The organism is Pseudomonas sp. PDM24 (assembly GCF_019218905.1).
Classification (GTDB): Bacteria; Pseudomonadota; Gammaproteobacteria; order Pseudomonadales; family Pseudomonadaceae; genus Aquipseudomonas.
This window is the reverse complement of record NZ_JAHUWR010000008.1, coordinates 249,936-275,649: the sequence shown is the minus strand read 5'-3', so window position 1 is coordinate 275,649 and position 25,714 is coordinate 249,936. Positions and strand designations below refer to the sequence as shown.

Sequence of the window (25,714 nt, the reverse complement as noted above, 5' to 3'; positions counted from 1 at the left end):
GAACGTTATGGCCCGTGGGGTTAACAAAGTCATATTGGTCGGCACTTGCGGCCAGGATCCCGAAGTTCGCTACTTGCCTAACGGTAACGCCGTGACCAACCTGAGTCTGGCGACCAGCGAACAATGGACCGACAAGCAAACCGGTCAGAAGGTCGAGAAGACCGAATGGCACCGTGTGTCGATGTTCGGCAAGGTTGCCGAGATCGCCGGCGAATACCTGCGTAAAGGTTCGCAGGTGTACATCGAAGGCAAGCTGCAGACCCGCGAGTGGGAAAAAGACGGTATCAAGCGTTATACCACTGAAATCGTGGTCGACATGCAAGGCACCATGCAGCTGTTGGGCGGCCGTCCACAGCAGGGCGACCAACAAGGCGGGGGCAATAACTACCAGCAGTCCGCCCCGGCTCCACGCCAACAGGCTCCGCGTCCGCAGCAGTCGGCACCGCAACAGTCGCGTCCGGCTCCACAGCAGCAGGCCGCTCCTCAGCCGGCTCCGGATTTCGACAGCTTTGATGACGATATCCCGTTCTAAAAAAGCAGCTATCCAGTAAGTAATAAAAAAAAGCGAAGCCAGTGATCTGGCTTCGCTTTTTTGTGGGCGCTGTTAACTGAATAAAGTGGCCACATTGGCCCGTGCCGAGTGCAGTTTCTTGTAGCTGTCGATCAACCGCAGGTGCCTGTCGAGCCCCTCCAGTTTCATGCTGGTCGGCGTCAAGCCATGGAAACGCACGCTGCCGTCCACCGATCCGATTGCTGCATCTGTGCGCTCGTTGCCAAACATCCGGCGGAAATTGGCCTCGTAGTCTTCCAGTTCCAGGTCTTCGTCCAGCTTCATCTCCAGCACCACATTGACCGCCTGGTAGAACAAGCCACGCTCAACTGTGTTGTCGTTGTACTGCAGGAACATCTCCACCGCCTCTTTCGCCTCTTCGAATTGCTGCAAGGCGAGATAAATCAGCAGCTTCAACTCCAGGATCGTCAGCTGACCCCAAGCCGTATTATCGTCGAATTCGATGCCGATCAAGGAGGTGATGTCGGTGTAGTCGTCCAGCTCACTTTCCACCAGACGCTCAACCAGCGCTTTCAGTTCGTCTTCGTCCAGGCGATGCAGGTTCAGGATGTCGGTGCGGAAGAACAGCGCTTTGTTGGTGTTATCCCAGATCAGATCGTCCGCGGGATAGATTTCCGAATAGTTCGGCACCAGGATGCGGCAGGCCTTCGCGCCGATATGCTCGTAGACCGCCATGTACACTTCCTTGCCCATGCCTTCGAGAATGCCGAACAAGGTCGCGGCTTCCTCGGCGTTCGAGTTTTCACCCTGACCGGAGAAGTCCCACTCCACGAATTCGTAATCCGATTTGGCACTGAAGAAGCGCCACGACACCACGCCGCTGGAGTCGATAAAGTGCTCGACGAAGTTATTCGGCTCGGTCACCGCATGCCCTTCAAACGTCGGCTGTGGCAAGTCGTTGAGGCCTTCGAAGCTGCGGCCCTGCAGCAATTCGGTCAGGCTGCGTTCCAGCGCCACTTCCAGGCTCGGATGCGCGCCGAACGAGGCGAACACACCGCCGGTACGCGGGTTCATCAACGTGACGCACATCACCGGGAATTCACCACCCAGGGACGCATCCTTCACCAACACGGGGAACCCTTGCTCTTCCAGCGCCTGAATCCCGGCCAGTATCCCGGGGTACTTCGCCAGCACATCAGCCGGCACATCCGGCAAGGCAAATTCACCTTCGATGATTTCGCGTTTTACTGCGCGCTCGAAGATCTCCGACAGGCACTGCACCTGGGCTTCGGCCAGCGTGTTACCGGCACTCATGCCGTTGCTCAGGAACAGGTTTTCAATCAGGTTGGACGGGAAGTACACCACCTCGCCATCCGACTGGCGCACGTACGGCAGTGAGCAGATGCCGCGCTCTTCATTGCCCGAGTTTGTATCGATCAGATGGGAACCACGCAACTCGCCGTCGCGGTTGTAAATCTTCAGGCAGTACTCGTCGAGAATTTCAGTTGGCAGCTCATCTTTACGGCCAGGCTTGAACCAGCGTTCGTCCGGGTAGTGCACAAACGCTGCGTTGGCGATGTCTTCGCCCCAGAACTGGTCGTTGTAGAAGAAGTTGCAGTTGAGTCGCTCGATAAACTCGCCCAGCGCCGAGGCCAACGCGCCTTCTTTGGTCGCACCCTTGCCATTGGTAAAGCACAGCGGCGAGTGCGCATCGCGGATATGCAGCGACCACACATTGGGCACGATATTGCGCCACGAGGCGATTTCAATCTTCATGCCCAGGTCCGCCAGAATGGCCGACATATTGGCGATGGTTTGCTCCAACGGCAGATCCTTGCCCGCGATATAAGTGCTCGCCTCTGAACGGGACGCAGGCATCAGCAATGCCTGGGCATCGGCGTCGAGGTTTTCCACCTCTTCGATCACAAACTCAGGCCCGGCTTGCACCACTTTTTTCACGGTGCAACGGTCGATGGAACGCAGGATGCCCTGGCGATCCTTGTCGGAGATGTCCGCCGGCAACTCGACCTGGATCTTGAAAATCTGGTTGTAGCGGTTTTCCGGATCAACAATGTTGTTCTGCGACAGGCGGATGTTATCCGTGGGAATACTGCGAGTGTCGCAGTACAACTTCACGAAATAAGCCGCACACAAAGCCGATGAAGCCAGAAAGTAGTCGAACGGACCCGGTGCAGAGCCATCGCCCTTGTAGCGGATAGGTTGATCGGCCACCACCGTGAAGTCATCGAACTTGGCTTCAAGTCGAAGGTTGTCGAGAAAGTTGACCTTGATTTCCATGGGGGATTACCAGAATAACGGCTAAACGAATGGCCGCCATTATCCGGTATTTCAGCCGTAAGTCTTGCGGACATCGTACTTATGTCCACACCGGCGATGGATGGGTCAGTCGAGTATCAGGTGCGGCAAGAAACGGCTCGAATCCTTGGTGATCAAACTGTTGTCTTCCCGCACACCAATACCGGCTGCCTGATCGCCAATGACCCAGGAACCCACCAGCGTAAAGCTGTCGCCAAACTTCGGCAGTGGGGCGAACTCCTGAAGGATAAATGGCGCGTCGGTGTAGGGTCCGTCCTCTTTTACGATCAGACCGTCAGCGGTTTGCAACTCGATGTTGGCGCCTTCCCGGGAAAAGAACGGTTTGCGCACCCAACCTTTGGGCACCGCTTTGCTCGGGTCGGCATCCAGGTGTGCCGCGAGCAGGTTAGGGTGACCTTTGTTGAACTCCCACAGCAGCGGCAGGATGCCCTTGTTGGAGATGATGGATTTCCAAGCCGGCTCGAAAAACTGGGTGTCGCTCTGGGCAATCGCTGCACCAAAGGGCTCGTGGAAGATGAACTCCCAGGCATGCAGCTTGAACAGGTGAGGAATCCAGCGATCTTCTAAATCGACGAAACGTCCTTCAGCGGTGAGGCCGATGTCTTCGATATCGATGTGTCGCGATTCGATGCCGACCTTTTCCGCGATCAGGCGCAAGTAGTCGGTGGTGCCTTTGTCTTCGACCGAGTCTTTCATCGAGGCGAAATAGAAGGGCTGTTTGAGCTGCAGCTGGGCAAAGGCCTGATGCAGCTTGGTGTCGATGCTGTTGAACTGGTCGGCATGCTTGGGCAGCAAGCCGCGTTCGATGCATTGCTCCAGCCAGCCCCATTGAAACGCCGCGGCCTCATACAGGCTGGTCGGCGTGTCGTAGTTGAGTTCCAGCAACTTGGCGGGCCCGCTGCCGTTGTAGGAGAAATCCATGCGTCCATACAGGTGCGGGTGACCTTCGAGCCATGAAGTGCGAACCATGTCGAAGAATGGCGCGGGAATGCTCAGGCGCTCCAGCAGCTCCTCGCTCTGCACCACGCGGGCCACCAGGTCCATGCACATCTCATGAATCTCGGTGGTCGGGTCTTCGAGATCGTTCTCGATCTGTTTGAGCGTGAATTGGTAATACGCGCTCTCGTCCCAATAGGGTTCGTCGTCGATGGTATGGAACAGAAAGCCAAGACTTTCGGCGGTCTGTTTCCAGTCATGACGCTCTGCGCAGAGGATCTTCTTCATGGTGCTCGTTCCTTAACTGCTCGATCGGCCAGCACTACTCGAACCGCCCCAACCGCTGCGGGCGCTGGCTTTGCTGCCGAAGCCGCCACGAGACGTGGATGAGGCAACGGACATCGGCTTGCTGCCGGAACGGATTGAGTCGGCGTAGCTGCTGCTGCCATACCTCGCCTGATTGGACTTGGTAAAGGTTGAGCCTTTGGAAATCCGCTGGTTGAGCGTCGAGGAGCCGTAGTTGCCGCGATCATCGCGGTAGCGGTAGACCGGCTCGGAGAAGTAGCTGTTGCGGTTGCTGCTCAGCATGTTGCCGATCAGCAGGCCGGTCAGCAGGCTGGTGCCGGAGAACCCGGAGCCTCCAGTGTTCGCTTCCGAGGCGGGTAATTGAGCCTTGGCTGCGTCTACTTGGGATTGTGTTACCTCGCCATCGGCAGTCAGTTCGAAACCACCCAGCTTGGGGATGAACTTGCCGGCGGAATCCTGTTGGCACCAGTCGGCGACAAAGTCGGCATCGCAATCGGCCTGGTTGTCGTAGACCGGCGCGATGCGGCGGTGCTCGGCCATGGCGCTCATGTAGGCGTCAGAGCAGACGTCCACCGGGAGCTTTTCATCGGCGCACTGCTGAACGGACTGGAAGTTGTATTTCTTCTGCACCGGGTAGGTCTTTTCCGCTTGCCCGCAACCTGATATGGCCATGGCGACCGACGCGGCCAGCGAGAGCTGAACGTACTTGCTTCGTTTCATCGGGATCTCCGTGGCGCAATCAGTTCTGGGAAGGGGTCATGCAGGCGGCGTTCAACATGCCGACGCTGATGGCCACTGCCGCGACATAGATACCCGCAGCGATTTCGCCTTTCTTAATTCGTTCAGAGGCGCCTTTAAGCACCAGGCTGGTCACCAGAAAAGCCAGCAGTTGTACAAAAGCGGCGATCACTGCCCAGACGACGAAGTCCAGAATGCTGATCGAGTAGGCGATCACATTGCTGGCCGGAATGGCGAAACCGATGATGGCGCCACCCAGTGCGATCGAGGCCGCAACGTTGCCAGAACGGATCAGTTCGAACTCTCTGTGCGGGGTGATTCGGGTGTAGATGAATTGGAACAGTGCGAACAATATGGCGGCACCGAGGATGTACAAAACAAACCCGAGCACGGCGGCTTTGTTCAGGGAGATGGAGAGCGCTTCAAGCATGGACTTCTTCCTTATTTAAAAAGTGTTCAGGTCAGTGGTGTACAGCGAAATGCCCAGCGACGTGCTCAAGCTGATGGTGCCTTCGGCGTCTTCTTCGACGGAAAACAGCAGGAATTCCCGGCGATCGGTCAGGCCGGTTTCGCGGGCATACAGCATCGAACGGTGCTCGATGCTGTAGGACTCATCCGGGTTTTTCAGGTGTTCGCTCAGCGCCACCAGTTCTGTCTGGCCGTTCTCGGTGCCCCATTCTCGGGTGTATTCGACACCGTTGTGGGTGTAGGTCGGCAGCCCGATCAGGCTCTGAGGGCCGGCCAGCCGACTCAGCTCCGCTTCACTGTTGATGGTGATGTAGTTGAGGTAATTGAACAGGATCACCGACTCGACCTGGCCGGCGATGTCGCCAGTGGTGTGCACTTGCAGCCAGAAGTCTTCGTCATTCATGTAATAGCGTGACAGCCAGGTCGACTGCCCGAGATCAACCGTGCCAGCGCTCCAGATCTGTTGGGAGCCAGGGATGACCACGGTGGTGTTACCGTCGAGCAACAACTTCAGGGTGGTGTCGAACATCACCTCTTTGCCCAATGCCAGGCCCAGCGGGCCGATGGCGGGCAGGGTTTCGTTGGCTGCCCATTTCGATTCAGTATTCGCTTTCGGGGCCTCAAGCCCCATCAACTGTTTAAACCATCCCATTGGTGATTTCCTTGAGGCGAGAGGAGGCGATGTAGAAGAGTTCGCCGCCCTCAACGCGAGTGGTGCCGGGCGGATTGATCCACGGCTGTCGGGCGTCTTTGGCGCGGTAGCCGATAAGGGTCGCGTTGTGCTGTTCTTTCAGCTGTGCATACAGATCGCCGAACGTGGCTTCAAAGGTCTCGGGCAGTTTCATCAGGTACTGCGTGGCGCCTTGACCCACGCACAGCAATTCATTGATGACCGCGGATGAGCCCGGATCCTGGGAGGCGCGTACCAACATCTCGATGGCCATGCTCGAGGTGCATTCCAGGCTGGGCGCGTAGGCGCTGGCAAGGGCGGCGATTTCGCTTTCATTGAAGTGGGCGACCACATGGCCGACAGGGCTCAGTTGATTGACTGCCAGCACGGTGGCCAGGGTCAGGTCGTCTGAATGGGTTCGCACCAGCACGCGTTCGGCACCGGGGACGCCGGCCCGCAGCAACAGAGCGGCAGAGGACAGGCTTTCGCCCTTGATAAAGTCCGCTTTGCCCGGCATGGGATTTTCTTCGAGGTCGCAATCGCAAATGACGATCAGGTTGTCATTGGAGGTTTCGTCCTGCAGCAATAATTCAATGACCCGCTCGCTGGGCGCGCCTTCCCAGCCGATGAGTACGGTATGGCCGACCTTGCCGGTGAAATCGCCTTTGCCTTTCATGCCTTTTCTCCATACATCGATGACACTGCTGGTGGTTTTGCCGATGGCTGCCGTCAGCAGCGCAATGCCCCCGAGCATGACCCAGGTAGCCACGAAAATTCGTCCCGCGGCTGTCTGTGGCGCAAGATCGCCATAGCCGACGGTGAGCGTGGTGGTGAGATAGAAATAGGTAAACGTGGCGGGGGCGGTGAGGTGTTGTTCGCCCAGAAGCACTAGGCCGATATAGGCCGTGCTCATGTGTATACCCAGCGCAATGGTCAGGCCTGCCCAGCCGAACCGATGGAAGAAGGACGAGGCGTACGTGCGCAATAAAAGGAAAATCGACATTACATCCCTGACTCCGTGGGGGCTCATTCCTGGCGACGTAATCGCTCTGGCGTCTGAGTGCTCAAGTGCGGTTACCGGGTGGCATTAAACCTGCTGCGCGGCGTAGATAACAGTACCTTGGCTGCAATAAATCCGGAGATCGCACCAAAGATATGCCCTTCGAAAGACATGCCCTGGCGAGGAAGGAAGCCAAAAATCAGGCCACCATAGAGCAGGACCACGACACTGGCTGTTATCAGGTTGCTCCAGCTCCTCTGGAACCAGGCGCGCGACAGGAGGTACGCCCACAGCCCGAATACCCATCCGCTGGCACCGATGTGAACGCCTGCAAAACCGAACAGCCAGACCAGCGAACCGCCCAGCAGAATAATGATAGTGCTGACGGCCATGAAGCGGCTGAGCCCTTCGACAATGACCAAAGTACCGAGGATCAAAAAGGCAATCAGGTTGGTGCTCAGGTGCGCAAAGGACCCGTGCAAGAAAGGCGAGGTGATGATGCCGACCAGTCCCTGCCATGTTCTCGGGACCAGGCCGAAGGCAATAAGACTGTAGCCGGTCGCCACATTGAGCAGTTGCAGCGCGACCATGAAGAGGGCCACGCCCGCGATTGTCTTGAAACCCTTCAGGGCATCCATCCGTGACCTCGATTCGGCAAAAAATATGGCAACGAATCCATGTGGGAGCGGGCTTGCTCGCGAAGGCGGTGTGTCAGGCAACATTGATGTCGACTGATACTCCCTCTTCGCGAGCAAGCCCGCTCCCACAGGTTATGCGCCAGGCATCAGGGCCGGTTACTCAGCCGATTTTTTCTTCAGGCGTTCCAGAATCGCATTGGCGCTGCCTTCGTTCGGCGTGATGCCGGCATCGCGCAGCTTGCGCTCCAGGTCGGTGCCGGTCGATGCATCGGCCAGTTGGTCCTGGGCTTCCAGTTCCGCGGCGCGTTGCTGCTGCTTGGCTTGCAGTCGGTTCAGCGTACCGACGGCGGTTTCCAGCTTGCCATTGGCGCCGCCACTGGCGATCGAAGCACTGACCTGGGCTTTCTGTACGCTTTCACGCGCCTTGGCCATGTCCACTTGCTGGCGCAGGCTTTTGATGCGGCTTTCGGCCTTGGTGATGTCTTTGCGCATATTGTCCGCATAACCGCCGAATTCGGTGGCCTGCTTTTGCTCGACATCCAGTTCATTGGTCAGGGTCGAAATGGCTTCGGCCACTTCCAGTGCCAGGTCTTCGCGGTTGGCCTGGATCGCGGCCAGAGCCTTGGATTCCAGATCCTTGATCTTGGCGTTGTACTCGCTGACGCGATCAGCCGACAGTTTGTGTTTGGCCATGATGGTGACCAGCTCACGCTTGGCGTTGGCCAGCGCGCTGTCAGCATCGCGAATTTCCTGGTCGAGGATGCGCAGGGCCTGTTGGTCGACGATCGATTCGCCGACTTCGTTGGCACCGCCACGCAGCGCGGTGAACAATTTGCTCCAGATGGACTGAGTCATTGGATATTTCCTGTTCCCGAAAAATTAGATGAAGAAACGTTCAAAGGCTTCGCTGGCGCGCTGGACGTTGTCGACGAGGGTTTTGACCTCGGTCACGACGTTGGTCAGGCTGGAGTCGGAGCTGAGTGCGCCGAACATGTTGTAAACGATCTGCCCGTTGGGCATGGACTCGATACCGATCGAGGACAGCGGGAACATTTCCCGACTGCGCAGAACAGCATCATTGAATGCCGGTACGTCGTTGATGGACTCGATATCGACCAGAACGGTATCGACGATGATCTGATCGCCAACCACCGCGATGTAAATCGGCAAGCCACCGAACTCGTTCATTTCCAGCTTGATGCTGGACTCGGAGCCTTGAATGAGGGAAAGGGTGATGTCGTTCGAAACCACTTCGTCGAGGGCCTGAAGGGCGCTGTAGAGGCGATCGATGTTCCAGTTATTACCTGCGCTCATGTAATTCTCCGACATGAATGAGCCAGCCAGAATCGGTTGGCGTAGCTGTTTCTCCATCTGCTTGAGCAGGCTTCGGTTTTCGGGAAGCACCCAAGTCTCGTGTTTCACATAACCGGCGGCACCCAGGCCCGCGCGCATCTGCTTCATATAGAAGCTGGATGGTTTTTTCGCGGACGGTTTTGAGCGCTCTCCCTTTTGGCTCGTTGAATCGGTCACAGATCCGGTAGGCGGATCTGATGGAGAGCTGCTTTTCATACTGGTGACTCCGTAGTGAAAATCTCACGCGTGAGAAACACTACAGGCAATTTTCGTGGCCCTCAATAGCTCACGCGTGAGATTTTTTAGACTGTTGCACAGGGTAATGACAACAGAAGGTCATGTGGGAGCGGGCTTGCTCGCGAAAGCGGTGGGTCAGGCAACATCAATGTTGACTGTCTCGCCGCCTTCGCGAGCAAGCTCGCTCCCACAGGTTGATCTCACTTAACCAGCCAGAAAATCATCGGTGGACACCACGTTGGCATAGGCAAAACCCAAGGCCGACATGAAGGCGGCATGAACGTGGGCGGCCGGGACGGTGACGCCGTTGAATTCCAGGTCTCGGGTGGCACAGGCGTCGTGGATCACTGTGACGGTATAGCCCAGGTCGGCCGCGGCGCGGGTGATGCCGTCGATGCACATGTGGCTCATGCTGCCGACGATTACCAGGTGTTCGATGCCTTGCTGGTCGAGGATGGCCTCCAGTTCGGTCTCGCGGAACGAGTTGACGAAGTGCTTGAGTACCACCGGCTCGTCGGCGCGGTTGAGGACTTTGGGGTGCAGCTTCGCGCCGTCGGAGCCCGGAGTGAAGAACGGCGCGGCGTCGGAGGTGAATTCGTGGCGGATATGCACCACCGGATCACCGGCCTCGCGAAACGCCTGAATCATCCGTGCGGCGTTGTCTGCTGCGGCGTCGGCGCCTACCAGCGGCCACTTGCCCTGGGGGAAGTAGTCGTTCTGGATATCGACTACGATGAGTGCTTGCTTGGCCATGGGTGTTTCCTCTAAGTGTGTATTGGGTGTGGAATCAAGTATTGGCGCTGGCCGTTCATTCGAGGATTGGCCGCACCGACAATAGAAGGGGGAAAACTGACAATGGGCATGGAAAGGGCAGTCGCCGAACTGGGAGTGCTGATCTATCCCGGTGCGCAGATGGCGGCGGTGCATGGGTTGACGGACCTGTTCGGCGTGGCCAACCGGATCGCCGCCGAGCATCAGTCGGCGCAGCTACCGTTGCTGCGGGTCAGTCATTGGCAGGTCGAGAGTGATCAAGTGCCCGAGCGGGTCTATGACACTCATTCCGGCCCGGCCGGCGCATTGGTTGCCGTATTGATCCCGCCCTCGATCGGAGGTTTCTCCGAGGGGCAGGCGCCCCAAGGGCTGATTCGCTGGCTTCGTCAGCAACATGCCAACGGTGCGACCCTCGGCGGGGTCTGCGTGGGTTCTATTCTGTTGGCTGAAAGCGGCTTGCTCGATGGCCGCAGCGCGACGACCCACTGGACCTCGGCCAAGGCTTTCGCCGAGCGTTACCCGGCGATCAAGCTCAAGGCTGACACGCCGATTGTCGACGATGGTGACCTGATCACCACCGCCGGCTTGATGGCCTGGTCAGAGCTGGGATTACGATTGGTGAACCGCTTGCTCGGGCCGAGCATCGCCACCGGCACGGCGCGGTTTCTGGTGGTGGAACACAGCGACAGCGCGAGCGAATGCGGCAGTAATTTTTCACCGATTCTCAGCCATGGCGATGCGGCGATTCTCAAGGTCCAGCATTGGCTGCAAAGCACCGGGGCGAGCGATGTCTCGTTGGCGGTGATGGCCGAGCGGGCGGGGCTGGAAGAGCGCACCTTTCTGCGGCGTTTTCGTGCGGCGACCGGGTTGAAACCCACCGAATACTGCCAGCACCTGCGGGTTGGCAAGGCGCGGGAAATGCTCGAATTCACCAACGGCACCATTGATCACATTGCCTGGACCGTGGGTTACCAGGACCCGAGTGCGTTTCGGGCAACGTTCAAGAAGATTACCGGGCTTGCGCCGAGTGATTACCGGGCGCGGTTTGGTGTGTCTGCGACCGCAGCAGTGGCTCGGTAGCGAGCATCACTGCAGAACCCTTGTGGGAGCGGGCTTGCTCGCGAAAGCGGTCTATCAGGCGAAATTGATGCTGACTGACCCACCGCCTTCGCGAGCAAGCCCGCTCCCACATTGGATCTGTGCCAGTCTTGGGTCGTGCAAAATGCCGGGAGTATTGAAAGGTGTCGTGCAGAATAAAGCAGGCCTTGTGCTATCGCATATTTCACAAACGGCTGATTTGAAACCCATTTCCCTCCAGCCGCCGTTGGCCTGATCTCTGCACCTCCTTCAGCTACATTCATCAAGCGCAAATTGAAGGGGAACGCATGACCCCAACAAACCGCAAGAAACTGGTGCTCGCCCATTCGGTACGCCCCGATGCCCCGCTGCACGAAGTCGAAACCAATCGCGCACTCGCTCGTTGGCTGGCGCAAGTCGTCGGGCTCGAATACGGCGGCAGTTATGACTTGGATCTGCATAGCGGCCGTGATGTTTATCTGTTGCCGACCCAGACGCTGGTGGGTGTCGCTGCCGCCCGGCAGCTGGGCGTCAAAGGGCCGGAGGATTTGTGGGGCGGTTACGTCGACCACGATTTCATCTGCACCAAAGCCATCAGCCATGGGTTGTTGAACAAGTATGCGTTCGCACCCGAAGGCTGGTCGTCGTTGTTTTCCGAACGGGTACGCGGCGTTGTGCTCGATGGCCTCAGCGTGTTCTCCCTGGACGATGCTCGCCCGGCAGCGGAGCATCTGCTCTACAGCGGTCCGATCCGCATGAAGCCTATTCATGCCTGCGCCGGACGTGGTCAGGAAGTGATCAAAAGCCTCGACCAGTTCGACACCATCCTCGCGCGCCCCGATGCCAAAACATTGTTCACCGACGGCGTGGTGCTGGAACAAGACTTGACCGAGGTGGTCACCCATAGCGTCGGTCAGAGTTTTATCGGCGACAAAGTGCTGAGTTATTGCGGTGATCAATACTTGACCGAAGACGGTCAGGGCGAGCAGGTTTATGGAGGGTCCAATCTGTTGGTGGTGCAGGGTTATTACGAGGACCTGCTGGCGCTGGAGCTCCCGGACGACACGAGGCTGGCGATCCAGCAAGCGCAGGTATTCGACAGCGCGGCCGATGAAGCCTACCCCGGTTTCTATGCCTCACGGCGCAACTACGACATCGCCCAGGGGCTGGATTGCGATGGCAAACAACGCAGCGGCGTGCTCGAACAATCCTGGCGCCTGGGCGGTGCCAGCAGTGCTGAGGTCGCGGCACTGCAGAGCTTCGTCAAAAACCTCGGCTTGCGCGCGATTCGCGTGTCGTCGGTCGAAACCTATACCGATCAACCGCTGCCGGCCCACGCCTTTGAGGTCTATCGCGGGCCAGCGGAACACAGTGACTTTCTTCTCAAGTACGTAACGGTCAAATCCTATGACGGCTAGAAGCGAAACCATTGCGATCGACATCGATGATGAACAGATGAGCGGAACCTTCCTCAGCCCCAAATCGAAAGTCCCGGGTGTGCTTTTCGTTCATGGCTGGGGTGGTAGTCAGGAGCGCGACCTGGAACGCGCCAAAGGCATCGCCGGGTTGGGTTGCGTGTGCCTGACATTCGACTTGCGCGGGCACACCGGCGGGACCGGTATTCCGTTATCCCGGGTGACCCGCGAAGACAATCTGCGTGACCTGCTGGCAGCCTATGACCGCTTGCTCGCCCACCCGGCGCTCGACACGTCTGCGATCGCCGTGGTCGGCACCAGTTATGGTGGTTATCTGGCGGCGATCCTGACGTCCTTGCGCCCGGTGCGCTGGCTGGCGCTGCGGGTGCCGGCGTTGTATCGCGATGACTTTTGGCACACGCCCAAGCGTGATCTGGACAAGCTCGATCTGCGCGATTACCGCAGCACGCGGGTCAGCGCCGACAGCAATCGCGCGCTGCATGCCTGCTCGCAATTTACCGGGGATGTGTTGCTGGTGGAGTCCGAGACCGACGCCTATGTGCCCCACGCGACCATCATGAGTTACCGCGCGGCGTGTCAGCAGACCCACTCGCTGACTCACCGGATTATCGACGGTGCCGATCACGCCTTGAGCGAGCCTGTCTCGCAACAGGCGTACACCTCGATCCTGGTGGGCTGGATCACGGAAATGGTGGTGGGTGAGCGGTTGAGCATTATTCAGTCGAGTTGAGATTTGTGGTGTTCTTGCGATCATTCGCGAGCAAGCCCGCTCCCACATTTGATCCGCACTGCCTGCCTGAACGCGATCAATGTGGGAGCGGGCTTGCTCGCGAAAGCGGCATCCGTTTCAACCAATCTCTCAAGAAGGTTTCTTCTGGATCCGCAACGACTTCGCCTTGGCTTCCACCACCAGGTACATCACCACGGTAATCAGCAGCGGCAGCAGGAAATAGATCGCCCGATACGCGAGTAACCCTGCCACCAGACTTCCCCGCGAGACCTCGTGCTGCAACAGCGCCACGAACACCGCCTCCAGCACGCCAAGCCCGGCCGGAATGTGGGTGATGACCCCGGCAATGGCGCTGATCAGCAACACGCCAAGCACCAGCGGATAATCCAGTTTGCTCGGTAGCAGGGTGAAGATCACCGCCGCCATCAGCGACCAGTTCAGTGCGCCGAGGGCCAGTTGCAGGACGGCCATGTGCAGCGACGGCAGGTTGATTTCCACGCCGCGAATCGACCATTCCCGTCGCCTGGAAAACCGACAGGCCGCCAGATAACCCGCGCTCAGCAGCAGCAATAATACGCCCACGCCTTGCAGGGCACCGCTGCTCAGCTTCCAGCCTGGCGGCATTCGTACCAGTCCGCTGCTGAACACGGTGCCGGCAATCACCATGTAGCCGAACCAGTTGGTCGCCAGGCTCAGCCCGAGGATTTTCGCGATGTTGCTTTTGCTCACGCCGAGCCGCGAATACAGCCGATAACGCATGGCGATGCCGCCTACCCAGGCGCTCAAGTTAAGGTTGAAGGCATAGCTGATGATCCCCACCGGCAGGATCTGTCGCCAGGTCAGGTCCTGCCGAATGTAGGTGCGACCGATCAAGTCGAAACAGGCGTACACCAGAAAACTCAGCAACGTCAGTCCGGACGCGATGATCAGTGTGCGCACTTTGAAATCGGCGAGGGTATCGAACACTTCGCCCCATTCGATGCGTTGGGCAAGCATCGTGAACAGCACGATCAACGCCAGAAAAAACAGCATCGTCAGCGGCTTTTTCCAGTGGTGCCAGTGGGATTTTCGCGGCGTGTCGGAGTGAGGGGCAGGCTGCGCATCAGAATGGCTCATGCCTTATCGCTCCCGGTCGGATGAATGAAGGGTTTGAGGCGCGGTTTATGCGCCGGCAGCCAACCGGCCCATGCCGGGAAATGCTGCAGGAAGTGAAACACCAGAAAACCGATGGTCATGTGCCAGACCCGTCCGCGCGGCGCCTTGTCCGCCGACATGACCTTGCAGTGGTTGCTGCTCAATTCGTCGAGACGCTCGAACAGGTCGCGGTTGAAGGCGCGGTCGCGGATCAACACGTTGGCCTCCAGGTTCAGGGCCAGGCTCAGCGGGTCGAGGTTGCTTGAGCCGACGGTGCTCCAGTCTTCGTCGACCAGGGCGACTTTGCCATGCAGGGGACGGTCGCAGTATTCGTAAATCGCTACTCCGGCTCGCAGCAGATAATCGTAGGTCATGCGCGCGGCGAGTCTGGCCACCCGCAAATCCGGCTGCCCCTGAAGAATCAGGCGTACCTCGACCCCTCGGCGTGCCGCGTTGCGGATCTCTCGCAGCAGCCGATAGCCGGGAAAGAAGTAGGCGTTGGCGATCACCACGCGACGTCGGGCACCGCGCACGACCTGCAAGTACACCTCTTCGATATCGCCCGGGTGTTCGCCATTGTCGCGATACACCAGCCGCACCTGACCATCATGATCGCTGACCGCCAGTTCTGCGCGCCTCTGTCTGCGGCGTTGCCACCAGTACTTGGCCCGGGCCGGGCGACCGCTTTGCAGCAAGGCGAAATGATGAATGTCGGCCACCGCCGGGCCTTGCACTTCAACCGAATAATCCTGTTTGGCCTCGGGGCCGAAGTCGGCCAAATGGTCGGCGGAAAAGTTGATTCCGCCGAGGAACGCAATCGTGCCGTCGACCACCACAATCTTGCGGTGCAGGCGGCGGAACCAGTTGGTGCGAATGCCAAAGTGACGCGGCGCGGGGTCGAATATTTGCAGGCGTACACCTGCATTGCTCAGGGCTGCGAGGTACTCCGTGCTCAGTTCGCCACAACCAAAACCGTCGAGGCTGACGGTGATGCGCACACCGCGTTGAGCCGCTTCAATCAGGATTTTCTGCAGCTCATTGCCGACCTTGTCCTCGAACACAATGAAGGTCTCCAGCAGGATTTCACTCTGGGCCTGGCGCAGCGCTTCAAACACCCGTGGAAAGTATTCCTCACCGTTCTCCAGCAATTGGACCCGGTTGTTACCGTGCCAACCGTATACGACGTTAACAACCGCCGGCTCACGTACGGGCGGCGGTGTGGAAACGTGTTCGATCGTGGTTTTTTCCATCAATGGGCCGGTCATAGCTCGATCTCCACCGATAGCGGTGCATGGTCGGAAAGGTGTGACCAGGGCCGGGCCGCCAGTACTTGCGGATGGCTGGCCTTGAGGTTGCGCACGTAGATGCGGTCCAGGCGCAACGCAGGCAAGCGCGCCGGGAAACTACGCGCCGGTTTGCCATGCAACTCGGCAAAGACTTCACGCAAGCCGCAGGGCTTGAGCTGCGCATCAGCGCGCAGGCGCCAATCGTTGAAATCGCCGGCGATCACCACCGGGGCATCTTCCGGCAACTCTTCCATACGTTGGATCAGCAGCTTGAGTTGTGCCTTGCGATGACTTTCGCGAAGCCCCAGATGGACGCAAATGGCATGCACTTCCCGACCATCGCCGGGCATCCGCAGCACGCAATGCAGGATTCCACGGTTTTCATGGCCACTGATGGAAACGTCGAGGTTGTCGTGGCGAATGATCTGGAACTTCGACAACAGCGCATTGCCGTGATCGCCTGCCGGATAGACCGCGTTGCGCCCATAGGCAAATTGCGGCCACAAGGTGTCGGCAAGAAATTCGTACTGTGGCATCGCCGGCCAATTGAGGTAGCGCTGTGGATGATGTTCGTGGGTGCCATGGACCTCCTGCAAAAACACCACGTCGGCGGACACACTACGCACCGCCTCGCGTAACTCGGGCAGGATGAAGCGCCGGTTGAGCGCGGTGAAACCCTTGTGGGTGTTGACCGTCAGCACGGTAAAACGGCTCACGGCGCTGATAATGGGCTGCTGTTCATCCGTCGTGCCGACCGGTTCGGGAATGCTCATGGCAGCACTCCTTCGGCAACCGGCTCACCGGGTGCGGTGGCAAGGTCTTTGTCGAGATGCAAACGTTCAAGCAGACGGCGGGCATCGAAGGGCGCGCGGACTTTGATGTCGTTATCGAAATAGCAGAACACTTCACGGGATCTGCGTGTCTTGGGTTTTTGCCGAGGCGCGATCAATTGCGAATCTGCTGGTTGCTGTCCGTGATACCAGGCCTCGATCCGGTCGCCCCAGCGTTTCAGCGCTTGGGGGGTATAACCGCTGGCGTAGAGTTCTTCGGCGCCGTGCAGGCGCAAATAGACGAAATCACTGGTGAGGTCTTCGCGATACGGCCATTTGCCGGCCGTGTCAGCAATGACTAGCGCGGTGTTGTAGCGTTTGAGCAGACGGACGAAAGCGGGATCGACAAAGCTTTCGTGGCGAATTTCCACGGCATGGCGCAGCGGTTTTTTGCCGTAAGCCTTCATGCTGGCGTGACCGTTCAGGCGTGGCTCATGCTGGCGGGCGAGGGCGGCGGCCTGTTCCGTGTCGTGGGGTAATTGTTCGAGAAAGCTTTCGAACAATTGCGGGTCGAATTTAAAGTTGGGTGGAAACTGCCAGAGGATCGGGCCGAGTTTTTCCTTGAGTTCCAGTACCCCGGAGGCAAAGAAATTCGCCAGCGGCTTATGAATGTCCCGCAGGCGCTTGATGTGGGTGATAAAACGCGGCGCCTTGACGCTGAACACGAAGCCCGCTGGGGTTTCGGCGTACCACTGGGCATAACGTTCGGGCCGTTGCAGGGCGTAAAACGATCCATTGATTTCGATGCTGTTGACCGCCCGTGAAGCGAATTGCAATTCGCGCTTCTGGGTCAGCCCCTTCGGGTAGAACTCCCCCCGCCAAGGCGTGTAGCGCCAGCCTGAAATACCAATATGAATCGCCGCCATGTCGCCTCCCGTCTATGTAGCCCTCGGACAGCCTCTGTCTTTTGATGACTGCCGGGCGTACGAGAAAGTTTCGACGGGGCTACGGACGGTAAAAGTTAGACAACACACTACAAATCAAATGTGGGAGCGGGCTTGCTCGCGAAAGCGGTGTGTCAGTCACATCAATGCTGGATGTGCCGCAGCTTTCGCGAGCAAGCCCGCTCCCACAGGGTCTGTCAGTGACCGGTGGCCATACGGGGCGAACCCTCAGCCGGTTCGACACCGGACCCAACCGGTCAAGACGCCCACTCCAGGCGGTCAGTGCCAGTGCGACCAATACCACCAGGCCGCCGATCCACGCGGTATGAATCAGACCCATGTGCGCCACGATCAAACCACCGCCCCACGCCCCACCGGCAATGCCGAGGTTGAACGCCGCAATGTTCAGGCCCGAAGCCACGTCCACCGCATTCGGGGTGTGATGTTCGGCCTGACGCACCACATACACCTGTAGGCCCGGTACGTTGCCGAAAGCAACGGCGCCCCAAACCAGCACGGTGGCCAAGGCCAACCATGGATTTCCGGCAGTGAACGTCAGCACGAACAGCACGGCGGCGAGCAGGGCGAAGATGATTGTCAGGGCACTGATCGGACCGTGTTTGTCCGCCAGTTTGCCGCCCCAGATGTTGCCGACGGCCACCGAGATGCCGTAAACCAGCAGCACCAGGCTGACGGTGCTGGCGCTGAAGCCGGAAATGTCCTGAAGAATCGGCGCCAGAAAAGTGAAGGCAATGAACGAGCCGCCGTAACCGACCGCCGTCATGGCATACACCAGCAGCAGACGCGGCTGCTTGAGCACCTGCAATTGCTGCAACAGCGAAGCCGGTTTGCTGTGGGCGATGTTTTTCGGCACATAGAGCAGACTGCCGATGAAGGCGATCACACCCAAAGCAGACACGGCGAGAAAGGTTTCACGCCAGCCGAAATGCTGACCGATAAACGTCCCCAATGGCACGCCGGTGACCAGTGCCACGGTCAGGCCGGTGAACATGATGGCAATCGCGCTGGCGGCTTTCTCCTTCGGCACCAGGCTGGTGGCGATGATCGAGCCAATCGAGAAAAATACCCCGTGAGCCAGGCCCGTGACGATCCGCGCAATGATCAGCGACTCGTAGCTCGGTGCTTTCCAGGCCAGCAAGTTGCCGAGCGTGAACAGCACCATCAACGACAACAACAGCAATTTGCGTGGGACTTTACCGGTAAGGGCGGTCAGCACCGGCGCGCCGATAGCCACACCGAGAGCATACAGACTGACCAGCAGACCGGCGGACGGCAGGCTGACACCGAGATCGGCGCCGATAGTAGGTAACAGGCCAACGATGACGAACTCCGTCGTCCCGATAGCGAAAGCGCTGAGGGTCAGCGCGAGCAAGGCAATGGGCATGGCTGCAACTCCGGTGGATTTGATTGATGGAGCGCAGTGTCGGGGTTTGGGTCGTGCGGAAAAATACAGGGATGGGCATTTGATATTTGCGCATAGGTCAAATATTGAGCGAATGAAACCCTGTGGAGAGTTGGCTGGGCAATATGTGTGGTGTGCCAGGCATTCAATCAGCGTTTGAAAAAGCTTGTGGATAACAGTCATGGATACATTCGCGCAGACTTATCCACAGCAGGTTTTGATCCCCAAAAGGCATGTGGATGAGCCGGAAAATGACGGGCCGACTGGAAGAATCGTCGGTGTTGTTGCCGGATCAGCCGCGAACCCAATGATCTTGTTGGCTGTGATGGCCTCTTCGCGAGCAAGCCCGCTCCCACATCTGATCTGTGTTGGAGCACGTATTTGTTATCGACACATATTCCCTGTGGGAGCGGGCTTGCTCGCGAAGGCGCCAAGCCGGCCGACATCAATGCCGGATCAGTTTGCTACGCACCTCGCCACTGGCCTGCTGATCCAGCTCCAGCCAGAACTGCTGCTTGCCAGCAATCTCGGCGGCGGCTGGCAAGCCGTCGCGATACACCAGTCGATTGCTCGCCAGCGCCGGCACTTTCGCGCCTGGCAACAGGGTGCCGGCGAGGTTCAGCGGATCCACCCCACACACCGCGATCAGACTTCCATCATGCGGTCGCCGCCTGACTTCGCGCAGCAATGGAATCGCCTCGGGCAGCGCAAATTGTTCCCCCGCCAGGCCACTGACAAACCGCCCGCCACGAATCTCGCCCCGGGCCTCGAGCCGATGGAACGTGCGCAGCAATTCCCGCCAACTTGGCAACCAGTCCGCCTCGCGCTCCAGCAAGCGCCAGAACACCACGCCGTAACGGCGCAGCAAGGTCATGGCGATGTGTTCCAGGGTTTCGCTGGGTGTGGGCGCGGGTCGTTGCTTATCCACAGCCGGTGCGGCAGCTCCGCGTCGCAGTAACGCCCAACGCCCGGCATCGTCCATGCCGCCGACAAACGCTCCGCGTCCGCGTCGGCTGCTGCGATTCTGGCGTTTGCTGGCCGGGGTAATCAGCGCCCGCAGGCCGGCGAAGCTGTCGGCGTTTACCAGCCCGGCACCGACCAGTTCCTGCAAGGCGATTTCCAGTTCCGAGCGCAGCAGATGGGCTTCATGAATCAGCTCATCGAAAAACAGTGCGCCGTGCTGGCTGAGCGCTTCATGGACTTTTTGTGTTTTGGGCGATAGTTCGCTGACCGGCGTCTGTTCGGTCAAGCTGCTCCACAATCCGACCTGACTGCGCGGCAGCAATAGAATCGGCGTGCTGCGCAAAGCCGTGCTGGTGCTCTTGTTGCGCGCGGTCAGGCGGGTCCACACCAGTTTTCCGCTGCGGCATAACTCATCCAGCCAGCTCGCCGAATAGTCTTTGAGCCGCGCCGGCAGAATGTCGCTGTCCCACGCCGAAGCGGCGGCGGGGTAGCCTTCGAACTGGCTGATAATCGCCGGCAACACCGCGCGACCCTGGCCTTGGCTCGCGGCGGAAAGATGCTGCCAGTCGAACAAAAAACGCATGAAATCCTGCAACGCCACCGGCTCGATTTCCCGTCGCAGCCGTTTGACCGTGTAGCGATGAATCCGCGCCAGCAGATGCCGTTCGCACCATTCTTCATCAGGGGCGCCTGGGGTGAATTGCCCGCGCAGTACATAGCCTTCGCGCTCCAGTTGCGCCAGGGCCTGAGTGACTTGAATCGCCGGTAATCCAAGCGGTTCGGCAATTGCTTTCAGCGGCAACGGACCAAACGCACTGAGCCGCGCGCGGATCACTTCCAGCACCGCTTCGTCCGGCTCCCAGGTTTCATCGAAACCGGACAAGGCCTCCAGCGGTGGAGCCAATGTGGCTTGTGGATAAATCGCCCTCAGGCAGGTCAGTCGTTCCAGCGGCAACCACAGCGATTGCTCAGCGTTGATCTGCAAACGGCTGGCGCGGCCACTGTCGGCCAGGGTGTTCAGCCAATCGAGCCAATTCGGGTTGGCTTGAGCCTCGTTATCGGCGATGCACGCCAGGCTCATCAGCGCTTCATGCATTTCATCGATGCCGGTGGGCGTAGGCCAGGCTTCATCACGCACCGCAGTAATCGCCTCTGCGTCCAGCGCACCGAGATCATCGGTGGACTGCGGATCACTCCAGCGGCGGTTGAGCACTGCCTGAGTGCGGCGCTCTTCCAGCGGCGCATCGTCGAGAAAGGTGTAGGGGCGGGCGCTGAGAATCTCCGCCGCCAGTGGCGAGGGCGCTGGCAGATCACGGCTGATCAGGCGGATGTCGCCCTGTTCCATGCGCCGCAACAATGTCAGCCAGCCTTCGCTGTCCATGGCTTCGTGCAGGCAATCGTCGAGGGTTTGTTCCACCAGCGGATGGTCGGGAATCTCGCGCTCGCCGGCGAGGTTTTCCACGCAGGCGATCTGATCGGGAAACACGCTGGCGATCAGGTCTTCGCTTTTCATTCGCTGGATTTGCGGCGCTACTTTGCGTCCGCCGCTGTAGCGCGGCAGCGCCAGGGCGACGCCAGCGTTCCAGCGCCAGCGCACGCCGAACAATGGGGCCTCGAGTACCGCCTGAATCAGGATGTGCTCGGCACTGTTGCTGTGCAGGTAACGCCAGACATCTTCCAGCTCGAAGCTGTGACCGGTGGACATCGACAACACGATGGCGTCCTCGCTGGCGGCAGCCTGCAATTCGAAGTTGAACGTGCGGCAGAAACGCTTGCGCAGGGCCAGGCCCCAGGCGCGGTTGATGCGGCTGCCGAACGGCGAGTGGATGATCAGCTGCGTACCGCCTGACTCATCGAAAAACCGCTCCATCAGCAGCGTGTCTTGCGACGGCAAGGCGCCGAGGGTCTGGCGTGCCCGGGCCAGGTAATCCACCAGTTGTTCGGCGCTGGGGAGGTTCAAACCGAGTACGTCGGTCAGCCAGTCGACGGCTGGCTGAAGGTTGCCGGGCGTGGCGCCGAGTCGCTCATCGAGTTGCGCTTGCAGGCGGGCCACGGCGAACGACAGTTCATCACTGCGCCCCGGTGCTTCACCGAGCCAGAACGGAATGGTTGGCGGCTGACCCTGGGCGTCTTCGACCCGGACCTTGCCGGTTTCGACCCGCAGGATTCGATACGACGTATTGCCCAGCTGAAAGATATCCCCGGCGATACTTTCCACCGCGAAGTCTTCGTTGACGCTGCCAATGTTCAGCCCCTGCGGTTCCAGCAAAACGCTGTAGTCGGCGTTGTCCGGGATCGTCCCGCCGCTGGTCACGGCAGTCAGCTTGGCGCCTCGACGGCCGCGCAGGGTGCGGCTTACGGCGTCCCGGTGCAGGTAAGCGCTGCGAATACCCAGACGCCCGTTGTAGCCCTCGGCGAGCATTTGCAGCAGTGCCTGATAGTGCTTTTCGTCGAGGGTGGCGTAAGGCGAGGCTTTTCGCAGCATTTCCAGCAACGCTTGTTCCTGCCATTCCTGGCAGCTGACCTCGGCGATGATCTGCTGGGCCAGCACGTCCAGCGGTGCTTCTGGGATCAGCAACGTGTCGAGTTCGCCACGGCGCACGCAATCGAGCAGTGCGGCGCATTCGATCAGGTCGTCGCGGGTGGTGGCAAACAATCGGCCCTTGGGCGTGCCGCCGACCTGGTGCCCTGAGCGGCCGACCCGTTGCAGAAAACCGGCAATCGAGCGCGGTGAAGCGATCTGGCACACCAGGTCGACGTCGCCGATATCGATCCCCAATTCCAGCGACGCGGTAGCAATCAGCACTTGCAGCTCGCCGCGCTTGAGCCGTTGCTCGGCGTCCAGGCGAAACTCTTTGGCCAGGCTGCCATGGTGGGCCGCTACCGCGTCTTTACCGAGGCGTTCGCTCAAGTGCCGACTCAGACGTTCGGCCAGGCGTCGGGTGTTGACGAAAATCAGCGTGGTCCGGTGTTCACGGGCGAGGGCGGCGAGTCGGTCATAGACCAGTTCCCAGATGTCGTTGGCCATTACCGCCGACAACGGCACGGGCGGCACCTCTATATCGAGATCTCGTGGACGGGCGTGGCCGATGTCGATGATTTCGCAGTCGCGATCACGGCCAACCAAAAAGCGCGAGACCGCTTCGATGGGTTTTTGCGTGGCGGACAAGCCGATACGCACCAGCGGTTGCGAGCAGAGCGCTTGCAAACGCTCCAGGCTCAGGGCCAGGTGACTGCCACGCTTGCTGGCGGCAATGGCGTGGATTTCGTCGACGATCACCGTGTGGGTGGTGCCGAGCATTTGCCGGCCGGAGTCGGAGCCGAGCAGCACATAAAGGGATTCCGGGGTGGTCACCAGAATGTGTGGCGCGGTTTTGCGCATGGCCGAACGCTCTTTTTGCGGCGTATCGCCGGTGCGCACGGCGGTGCTGATCGGCACGTCGGGCAGGCCCATCACCCGCAACTGTTCGGTGATGCCGGCCAGCGGGTTTTGCAGGTTGATCCGGATGTCGTTGGACAGGGCCTTGAGCGGTGAAACGTAGACCACCAGGGTTTCGTCCGGCAGGCCGTCCGGGCTCTCCAGGCCACGATGGACCAGATCGTCGAGCACGGCGAGGAATGCAGTGAGGGTCTTGCCGGAACCGGTGGGCGCGGCAATCAGGGTCGAGCGGCGCTGGCGGATCAACGGCCACGCCCGGGCCTGGGCAGCGGTGGCCGTTGCGAAGGTGTTGCTGAACCAGGCGCTGACGGCGGGGTGAAAGCCTGCCAGAGCAGCGTCCGTGGGGATGGGCAGATTCATGGAGTAATTTATGCGGGTGGGGGCGGGAAGTTGCAAGTACCGCTCAGGATCTGTGTCGGTGCTGAGGGCCCCTTCGCGGGCAAGCCTCGCTCCTACAGTTTTTTCGCGCTCAGCACAATCTGTGTAGGAGCGAGGCTTGCCCGCGAAGAGGCCCTCACAAGCGCCACAAATCCCCGAGAACTACACTTTACGGATGACGGTTGCGCACTAAACCCGCAAAATGCAACGATTCCGGCAATTATTGAGGACATCGCCTGCGGGCGCTGTCGATAAAGCCATCGTTCCAATCAGACTGGGCCTGCTGACTCTATGCGAATGCGCCTTATGTTACTGGGCGGCGGAAATGCCCTTGGGCAGGCGCTGATTCGCCTCGGTGCGGAGGAAGACATCGGTTTCCTCGCCCCCCGCCCACCACAAGACGGCTGGGACGCCGCGAGCCTGACGCAACTGCTCGACGATACCCGTCCGGATGCGTTGATCAATCTCGCCTACTATTTTGACTGGTTCCAGGCGGAGACCGTCAGTGAGCAGCGTCTGGCCGGGCAGGAGCGAGCCATCGAACGGCTGGCCGAGCTGTGCCAGCATCACAACATCGTGCTGCTGCAACCGTCGAGTTATCGCGTATTCGATGGCTCCCGGGCGACCGCCTACAGCGAAAAAGACGAACCGGTACCGCTGGGCCTGCGCGGTCAGGCCTTGTGGCGAATCGAGCAAAGCGTGCGCGCCACCTGTCCGCAGCACGTGCTGCTGCGTTTCGGCTGGCTGCTCGATGACAGCCCCGACGGCACCCTCGGGCGGTTCCTGGCCCGGGCCGAGAAAGCTGAAGAACTGCTGATGGCCGATGACCGTCGCGGTAATCCGACGCCAGTGGACGATGCCGCCCGGGTGATCATTTCAGTGCTCAAGCAACTCGATTGCTCCGCGCCGCTGTGGGGTACTTACCACTACGCCGGGCATGAGGCGACCACACCGTTGGCACTGGGGCAGGCGATTCTTACCGAAGCACGCGCCCTGCACCCGTTGGCCATCGAAGCACCGACCGCCCAGGCTCACGCCGCGCGGCCCGACGCCGCCGAAGAACCGCAACACGCGGTGCTGGCCTGCAAGAAAATTCTGCACACTTTCGGGATCAAGCCCCGCGCCTGGCGCGCGGCACTCCCGGGCTTACTGGATAGGTTTTATCGCCATGGCTGACAGCCCTGTTTTAATCACCGGCGGCGCCGGTTTCATCGGTTCGCACCTGACCGACGCCTTGCTTGCCAAAGGGCATTCGGTGCGCATTCTCGATGACCTCTCTACCGGCAAACGCAGCAACCTGCCGCTGGACAATCCCCTCGTCGAACTGATCGTGGGCGATGTCGCCGATGCCGCATTGGTGGCGCAGGCGATGGTCGGTTGCAGCGCTGTTGCGCACCTGGCCGCGGTAGCCTCGGTGCAGGCTTCGGTGGATGATCCGGTGAAGACTCACCAGAGCAATTTCATCGGTTCGCTGAATATCTGCGAAGCCATGCGTCAGACCGGCGTCAAACGGGTGCTGTTCGCATCCAGCGCGGCGGTCTACGGCAATAATGGCGAAGGCGAGTCGATCGACGAAGACACGCCCAAGGCGCCGTTGACGCCGTACGCGGCGGACAAATTGGCGAGCGAGCATTACTTCGATTTCTATCGTCGCCAGCACAGTCTGGAACCGGTGATTTTCCGCTTCTTCAACATCTTCGGCCCGCGCCAGGATCCGTCCTCGCCGTATTCCGGGGTGATCAGCATATTCAGCGAGCGCGCGCAGAAAGGCTTGCCGATCACCGTGTTTGGCGATGGCGAGCAGACTCGGGATTTTGTCTATGTCGAGGACCTGGTGGACGTGTTGGTGCAAGCCATCGAGAAACCGCAGGTCGAAGTCGGCGCGGTGAATGTCGGCTGGAATCAGGCGACGACCCTCAAGCAAATGCTTGAAGCCCTTGAAGCGGTGGTCGGCAAGCTGCCACCCGTGAGCTACGGCCCGGCGCGTTCCGGTGACATCCGCCATTCACGCGCGAACAACCGACGTTTGCTGGAGCGCTTTACCTACCCGCAGCAGACGCCGATGAGTGTCGGCCTGGCGCGGTTGCTGGGGCACTGAGGTTTTACACAGCCATGAAAAAGGCGCCGTTGAAGGCGCCTTTTTTGTGGCCGATGCAGTTCCTTGTGGCG

At 59.6% G+C, this 25,714-nt stretch carries 21 protein-coding genes and 1 pseudogene; 6 read left to right on the top strand and 16 right to left on the bottom strand.

Annotated elements, in window-relative coordinates; all coding sequences use genetic code 11:
- Positions 1-7: 7 nt before the first annotated feature.
- Entirely contained in the window at positions 8-532 is a 525-nt protein-coding gene (locus KW837_RS24605) for a single-stranded DNA-binding protein (RefSeq protein WP_007896798.1), read from the top strand.
- A gap of 72 nt (positions 533-604) precedes the next feature.
- Here KW837_RS24605 and KW837_RS24600 read toward each other — a convergent pair whose 3' ends face one another.
- The 10 genes from KW837_RS24600 to KW837_RS24555 all read right to left on the bottom strand — a co-directional run bounded on the left by KW837_RS24600 (position 605) and on the right by KW837_RS24555 (position 9,947).
- Positions 605-2,809, bottom strand: coding sequence for an OsmC domain/YcaO domain-containing protein (locus KW837_RS24600; protein ID WP_218398903.1), 2,205 nt, complete (start codon positions 2,807-2,809; stop codon positions 605-607).
- Positions 2,810-2,914: 105 nt separating this feature from the next.
- Positions 2,915-4,072: a glutathionylspermidine synthase family protein gene (locus KW837_RS24595; protein ID WP_218398902.1), complete on the bottom strand. Its 1,158-nt coding sequence runs from the start codon at positions 4,070-4,072 to the stop codon at positions 2,915-2,917.
- A 12-nt stretch (positions 4,073-4,084) separates the two neighbouring features.
- Positions 4,085-4,810, bottom strand: a complete 726-nt coding sequence (locus KW837_RS24590; RefSeq protein ID WP_218398901.1) for a DUF1190 domain-containing protein — start codon at positions 4,808-4,810, stop codon at positions 4,085-4,087.
- Between the two features lie 19 nt (positions 4,811-4,829).
- A complete protein-coding gene (locus tag KW837_RS24585) occupies positions 4,830-5,258 on the bottom strand; it encodes a DUF350 domain-containing protein (RefSeq protein ID WP_218398900.1) in 429 nt (142 codons plus the stop codon).
- Between the two features lie 15 nt (positions 5,259-5,273).
- Positions 5,274-5,948 (bottom strand): DUF2491 family protein, encoded by a 675-nt coding sequence (locus KW837_RS24580; protein ID WP_218398899.1) that lies wholly within the window; start codon positions 5,946-5,948, stop codon positions 5,274-5,276.
- The gene (locus tag KW837_RS24575) at positions 5,935-6,969 is read right to left on the bottom strand and encodes an ion channel (protein ID WP_218398898.1); all 1,035 of its coding nucleotides are present in this window, start codon (positions 6,967-6,969) and stop codon (positions 5,935-5,937) included. Before KW837_RS24575 ends, KW837_RS24580 begins: the two co-directional genes overlap by 14 nt.
- Before the next feature lie 71 nt (positions 6,970-7,040).
- A complete protein-coding gene (locus tag KW837_RS24570) occupies positions 7,041-7,604 on the bottom strand; it encodes a rhomboid family intramembrane serine protease (RefSeq protein WP_123498456.1) in 564 nt (187 codons plus the stop codon).
- Positions 7,605-7,760: 156 nt separating this feature from the next.
- Positions 7,761-8,459 carry a PspA/IM30 family protein gene (locus tag KW837_RS24565; protein WP_008073905.1) on the bottom strand — a complete coding sequence of 233 codons (699 nt, stop codon included), beginning with the start codon at positions 8,457-8,459 and terminating at the stop codon, positions 7,761-7,763.
- Positions 8,460-8,483: 24 nt separating this feature from the next.
- Positions 8,484-9,065 carry a YjfI family protein gene (locus tag KW837_RS24560; RefSeq protein WP_192345276.1) on the bottom strand — a complete coding sequence of 194 codons (582 nt, stop codon included), beginning with the start codon at positions 9,063-9,065 and terminating at the stop codon, positions 8,484-8,486.
- Positions 9,066-9,398: 333 nt separating this feature from the next.
- A complete protein-coding gene (locus KW837_RS24555) occupies positions 9,399-9,947 on the bottom strand; it encodes a cysteine hydrolase family protein (RefSeq protein WP_218398897.1) in 549 nt (182 codons plus the stop codon).
- Positions 9,948-10,049: 102 nt separating this feature from the next.
- Between KW837_RS24555 and KW837_RS24550 the strand changes: the two genes are divergently transcribed.
- From KW837_RS24550 to KW837_RS24540, 3 genes are all read left to right on the top strand, one after another.
- Positions 10,050-11,045, top strand: a complete 996-nt coding sequence (locus KW837_RS24550; RefSeq protein ID WP_218398896.1) for a GlxA family transcriptional regulator — start codon at positions 10,050-10,052, stop codon at positions 11,043-11,045.
- 305 nt (positions 11,046-11,350) lie between these two features.
- Positions 11,351-12,460 carry a DUF3182 family protein gene (locus KW837_RS24545; RefSeq protein WP_218398895.1) on the top strand — a complete coding sequence of 370 codons (1,110 nt, stop codon included), beginning with the start codon at positions 11,351-11,353 and terminating at the stop codon, positions 12,458-12,460.
- Positions 12,450-13,208 (top strand): S9 family peptidase, encoded by a 759-nt coding sequence (locus KW837_RS24540; RefSeq protein WP_218398894.1) that lies wholly within the window; start codon positions 12,450-12,452, stop codon positions 13,206-13,208. Before KW837_RS24545 ends, KW837_RS24540 begins: the two co-directional genes overlap by 11 nt.
- A gap of 129 nt (positions 13,209-13,337) precedes the next feature.
- Here the strand turns inward: KW837_RS24540 and KW837_RS24535 are convergent, their stop codons facing one another.
- The 6 genes and pseudogenes from KW837_RS24535 to KW837_RS24510 all read right to left on the bottom strand — a co-directional run bounded on the left by KW837_RS24535 (position 13,338) and on the right by KW837_RS24510 (position 23,527).
- The gene (locus tag KW837_RS24535) at positions 13,338-14,324 is read right to left on the bottom strand and encodes a lysylphosphatidylglycerol synthase domain-containing protein (protein ID WP_218398893.1); all 987 of its coding nucleotides are present in this window, start codon (positions 14,322-14,324) and stop codon (positions 13,338-13,340) included.
- Positions 14,321-15,607, bottom strand: coding sequence for a cardiolipin synthase ClsB (gene clsB / locus KW837_RS24530; protein ID WP_218398892.1), 1,287 nt, complete (start codon positions 15,605-15,607; stop codon positions 14,321-14,323). Before clsB ends, KW837_RS24535 begins: the two co-directional genes overlap by 4 nt.
- On the bottom strand, positions 15,604-16,401 hold the full coding sequence (locus KW837_RS24525) for an endonuclease/exonuclease/phosphatase family protein (protein ID WP_192345283.1): 798 nt from the start codon (positions 16,399-16,401) through the stop codon (positions 15,604-15,606). Before KW837_RS24525 ends, clsB begins: the two co-directional genes overlap by 4 nt.
- On the bottom strand, positions 16,398-17,324 hold the full coding sequence (locus KW837_RS24520; RefSeq protein ID WP_192345284.1) for a DUF72 domain-containing protein: 927 nt from the start codon (positions 17,322-17,324) through the stop codon (positions 16,398-16,400). Before KW837_RS24520 ends, KW837_RS24525 begins: the two co-directional genes overlap by 4 nt.
- A gap of 215 nt (positions 17,325-17,539) precedes the next feature.
- Positions 17,540-18,747 (bottom strand): annotated as a pseudogene (locus KW837_RS24515) (MFS transporter).
- A 463-nt stretch (positions 18,748-19,210) separates the two neighbouring features.
- The gene (locus tag KW837_RS24510; RefSeq protein WP_218398891.1) at positions 19,211-23,527 is read right to left on the bottom strand and encodes a DEAD/DEAH box helicase; all 4,317 of its coding nucleotides are present in this window, start codon (positions 23,525-23,527) and stop codon (positions 19,211-19,213) included.
- A gap of 309 nt (positions 23,528-23,836) precedes the next feature.
- On the opposite strand from KW837_RS24510, the gene KW837_RS24505 reads away from it, so the two are divergent.
- Both KW837_RS24505 and KW837_RS24500 read left to right on the top strand, forming a co-directional pair.
- Positions 23,837-24,721, top strand: a complete 885-nt coding sequence (locus tag KW837_RS24505; protein ID WP_218398890.1) for a sugar nucleotide-binding protein — start codon at positions 23,837-23,839, stop codon at positions 24,719-24,721.
- The gene (locus tag KW837_RS24500) at positions 24,714-25,643 is read left to right on the top strand and encodes an NAD-dependent epimerase/dehydratase family protein (RefSeq protein WP_218398889.1); all 930 of its coding nucleotides are present in this window, start codon (positions 24,714-24,716) and stop codon (positions 25,641-25,643) included. Before KW837_RS24505 ends, KW837_RS24500 begins: the two co-directional genes overlap by 8 nt.
- The last annotated feature ends 71 nt before the right edge of the window (positions 25,644-25,714 follow it).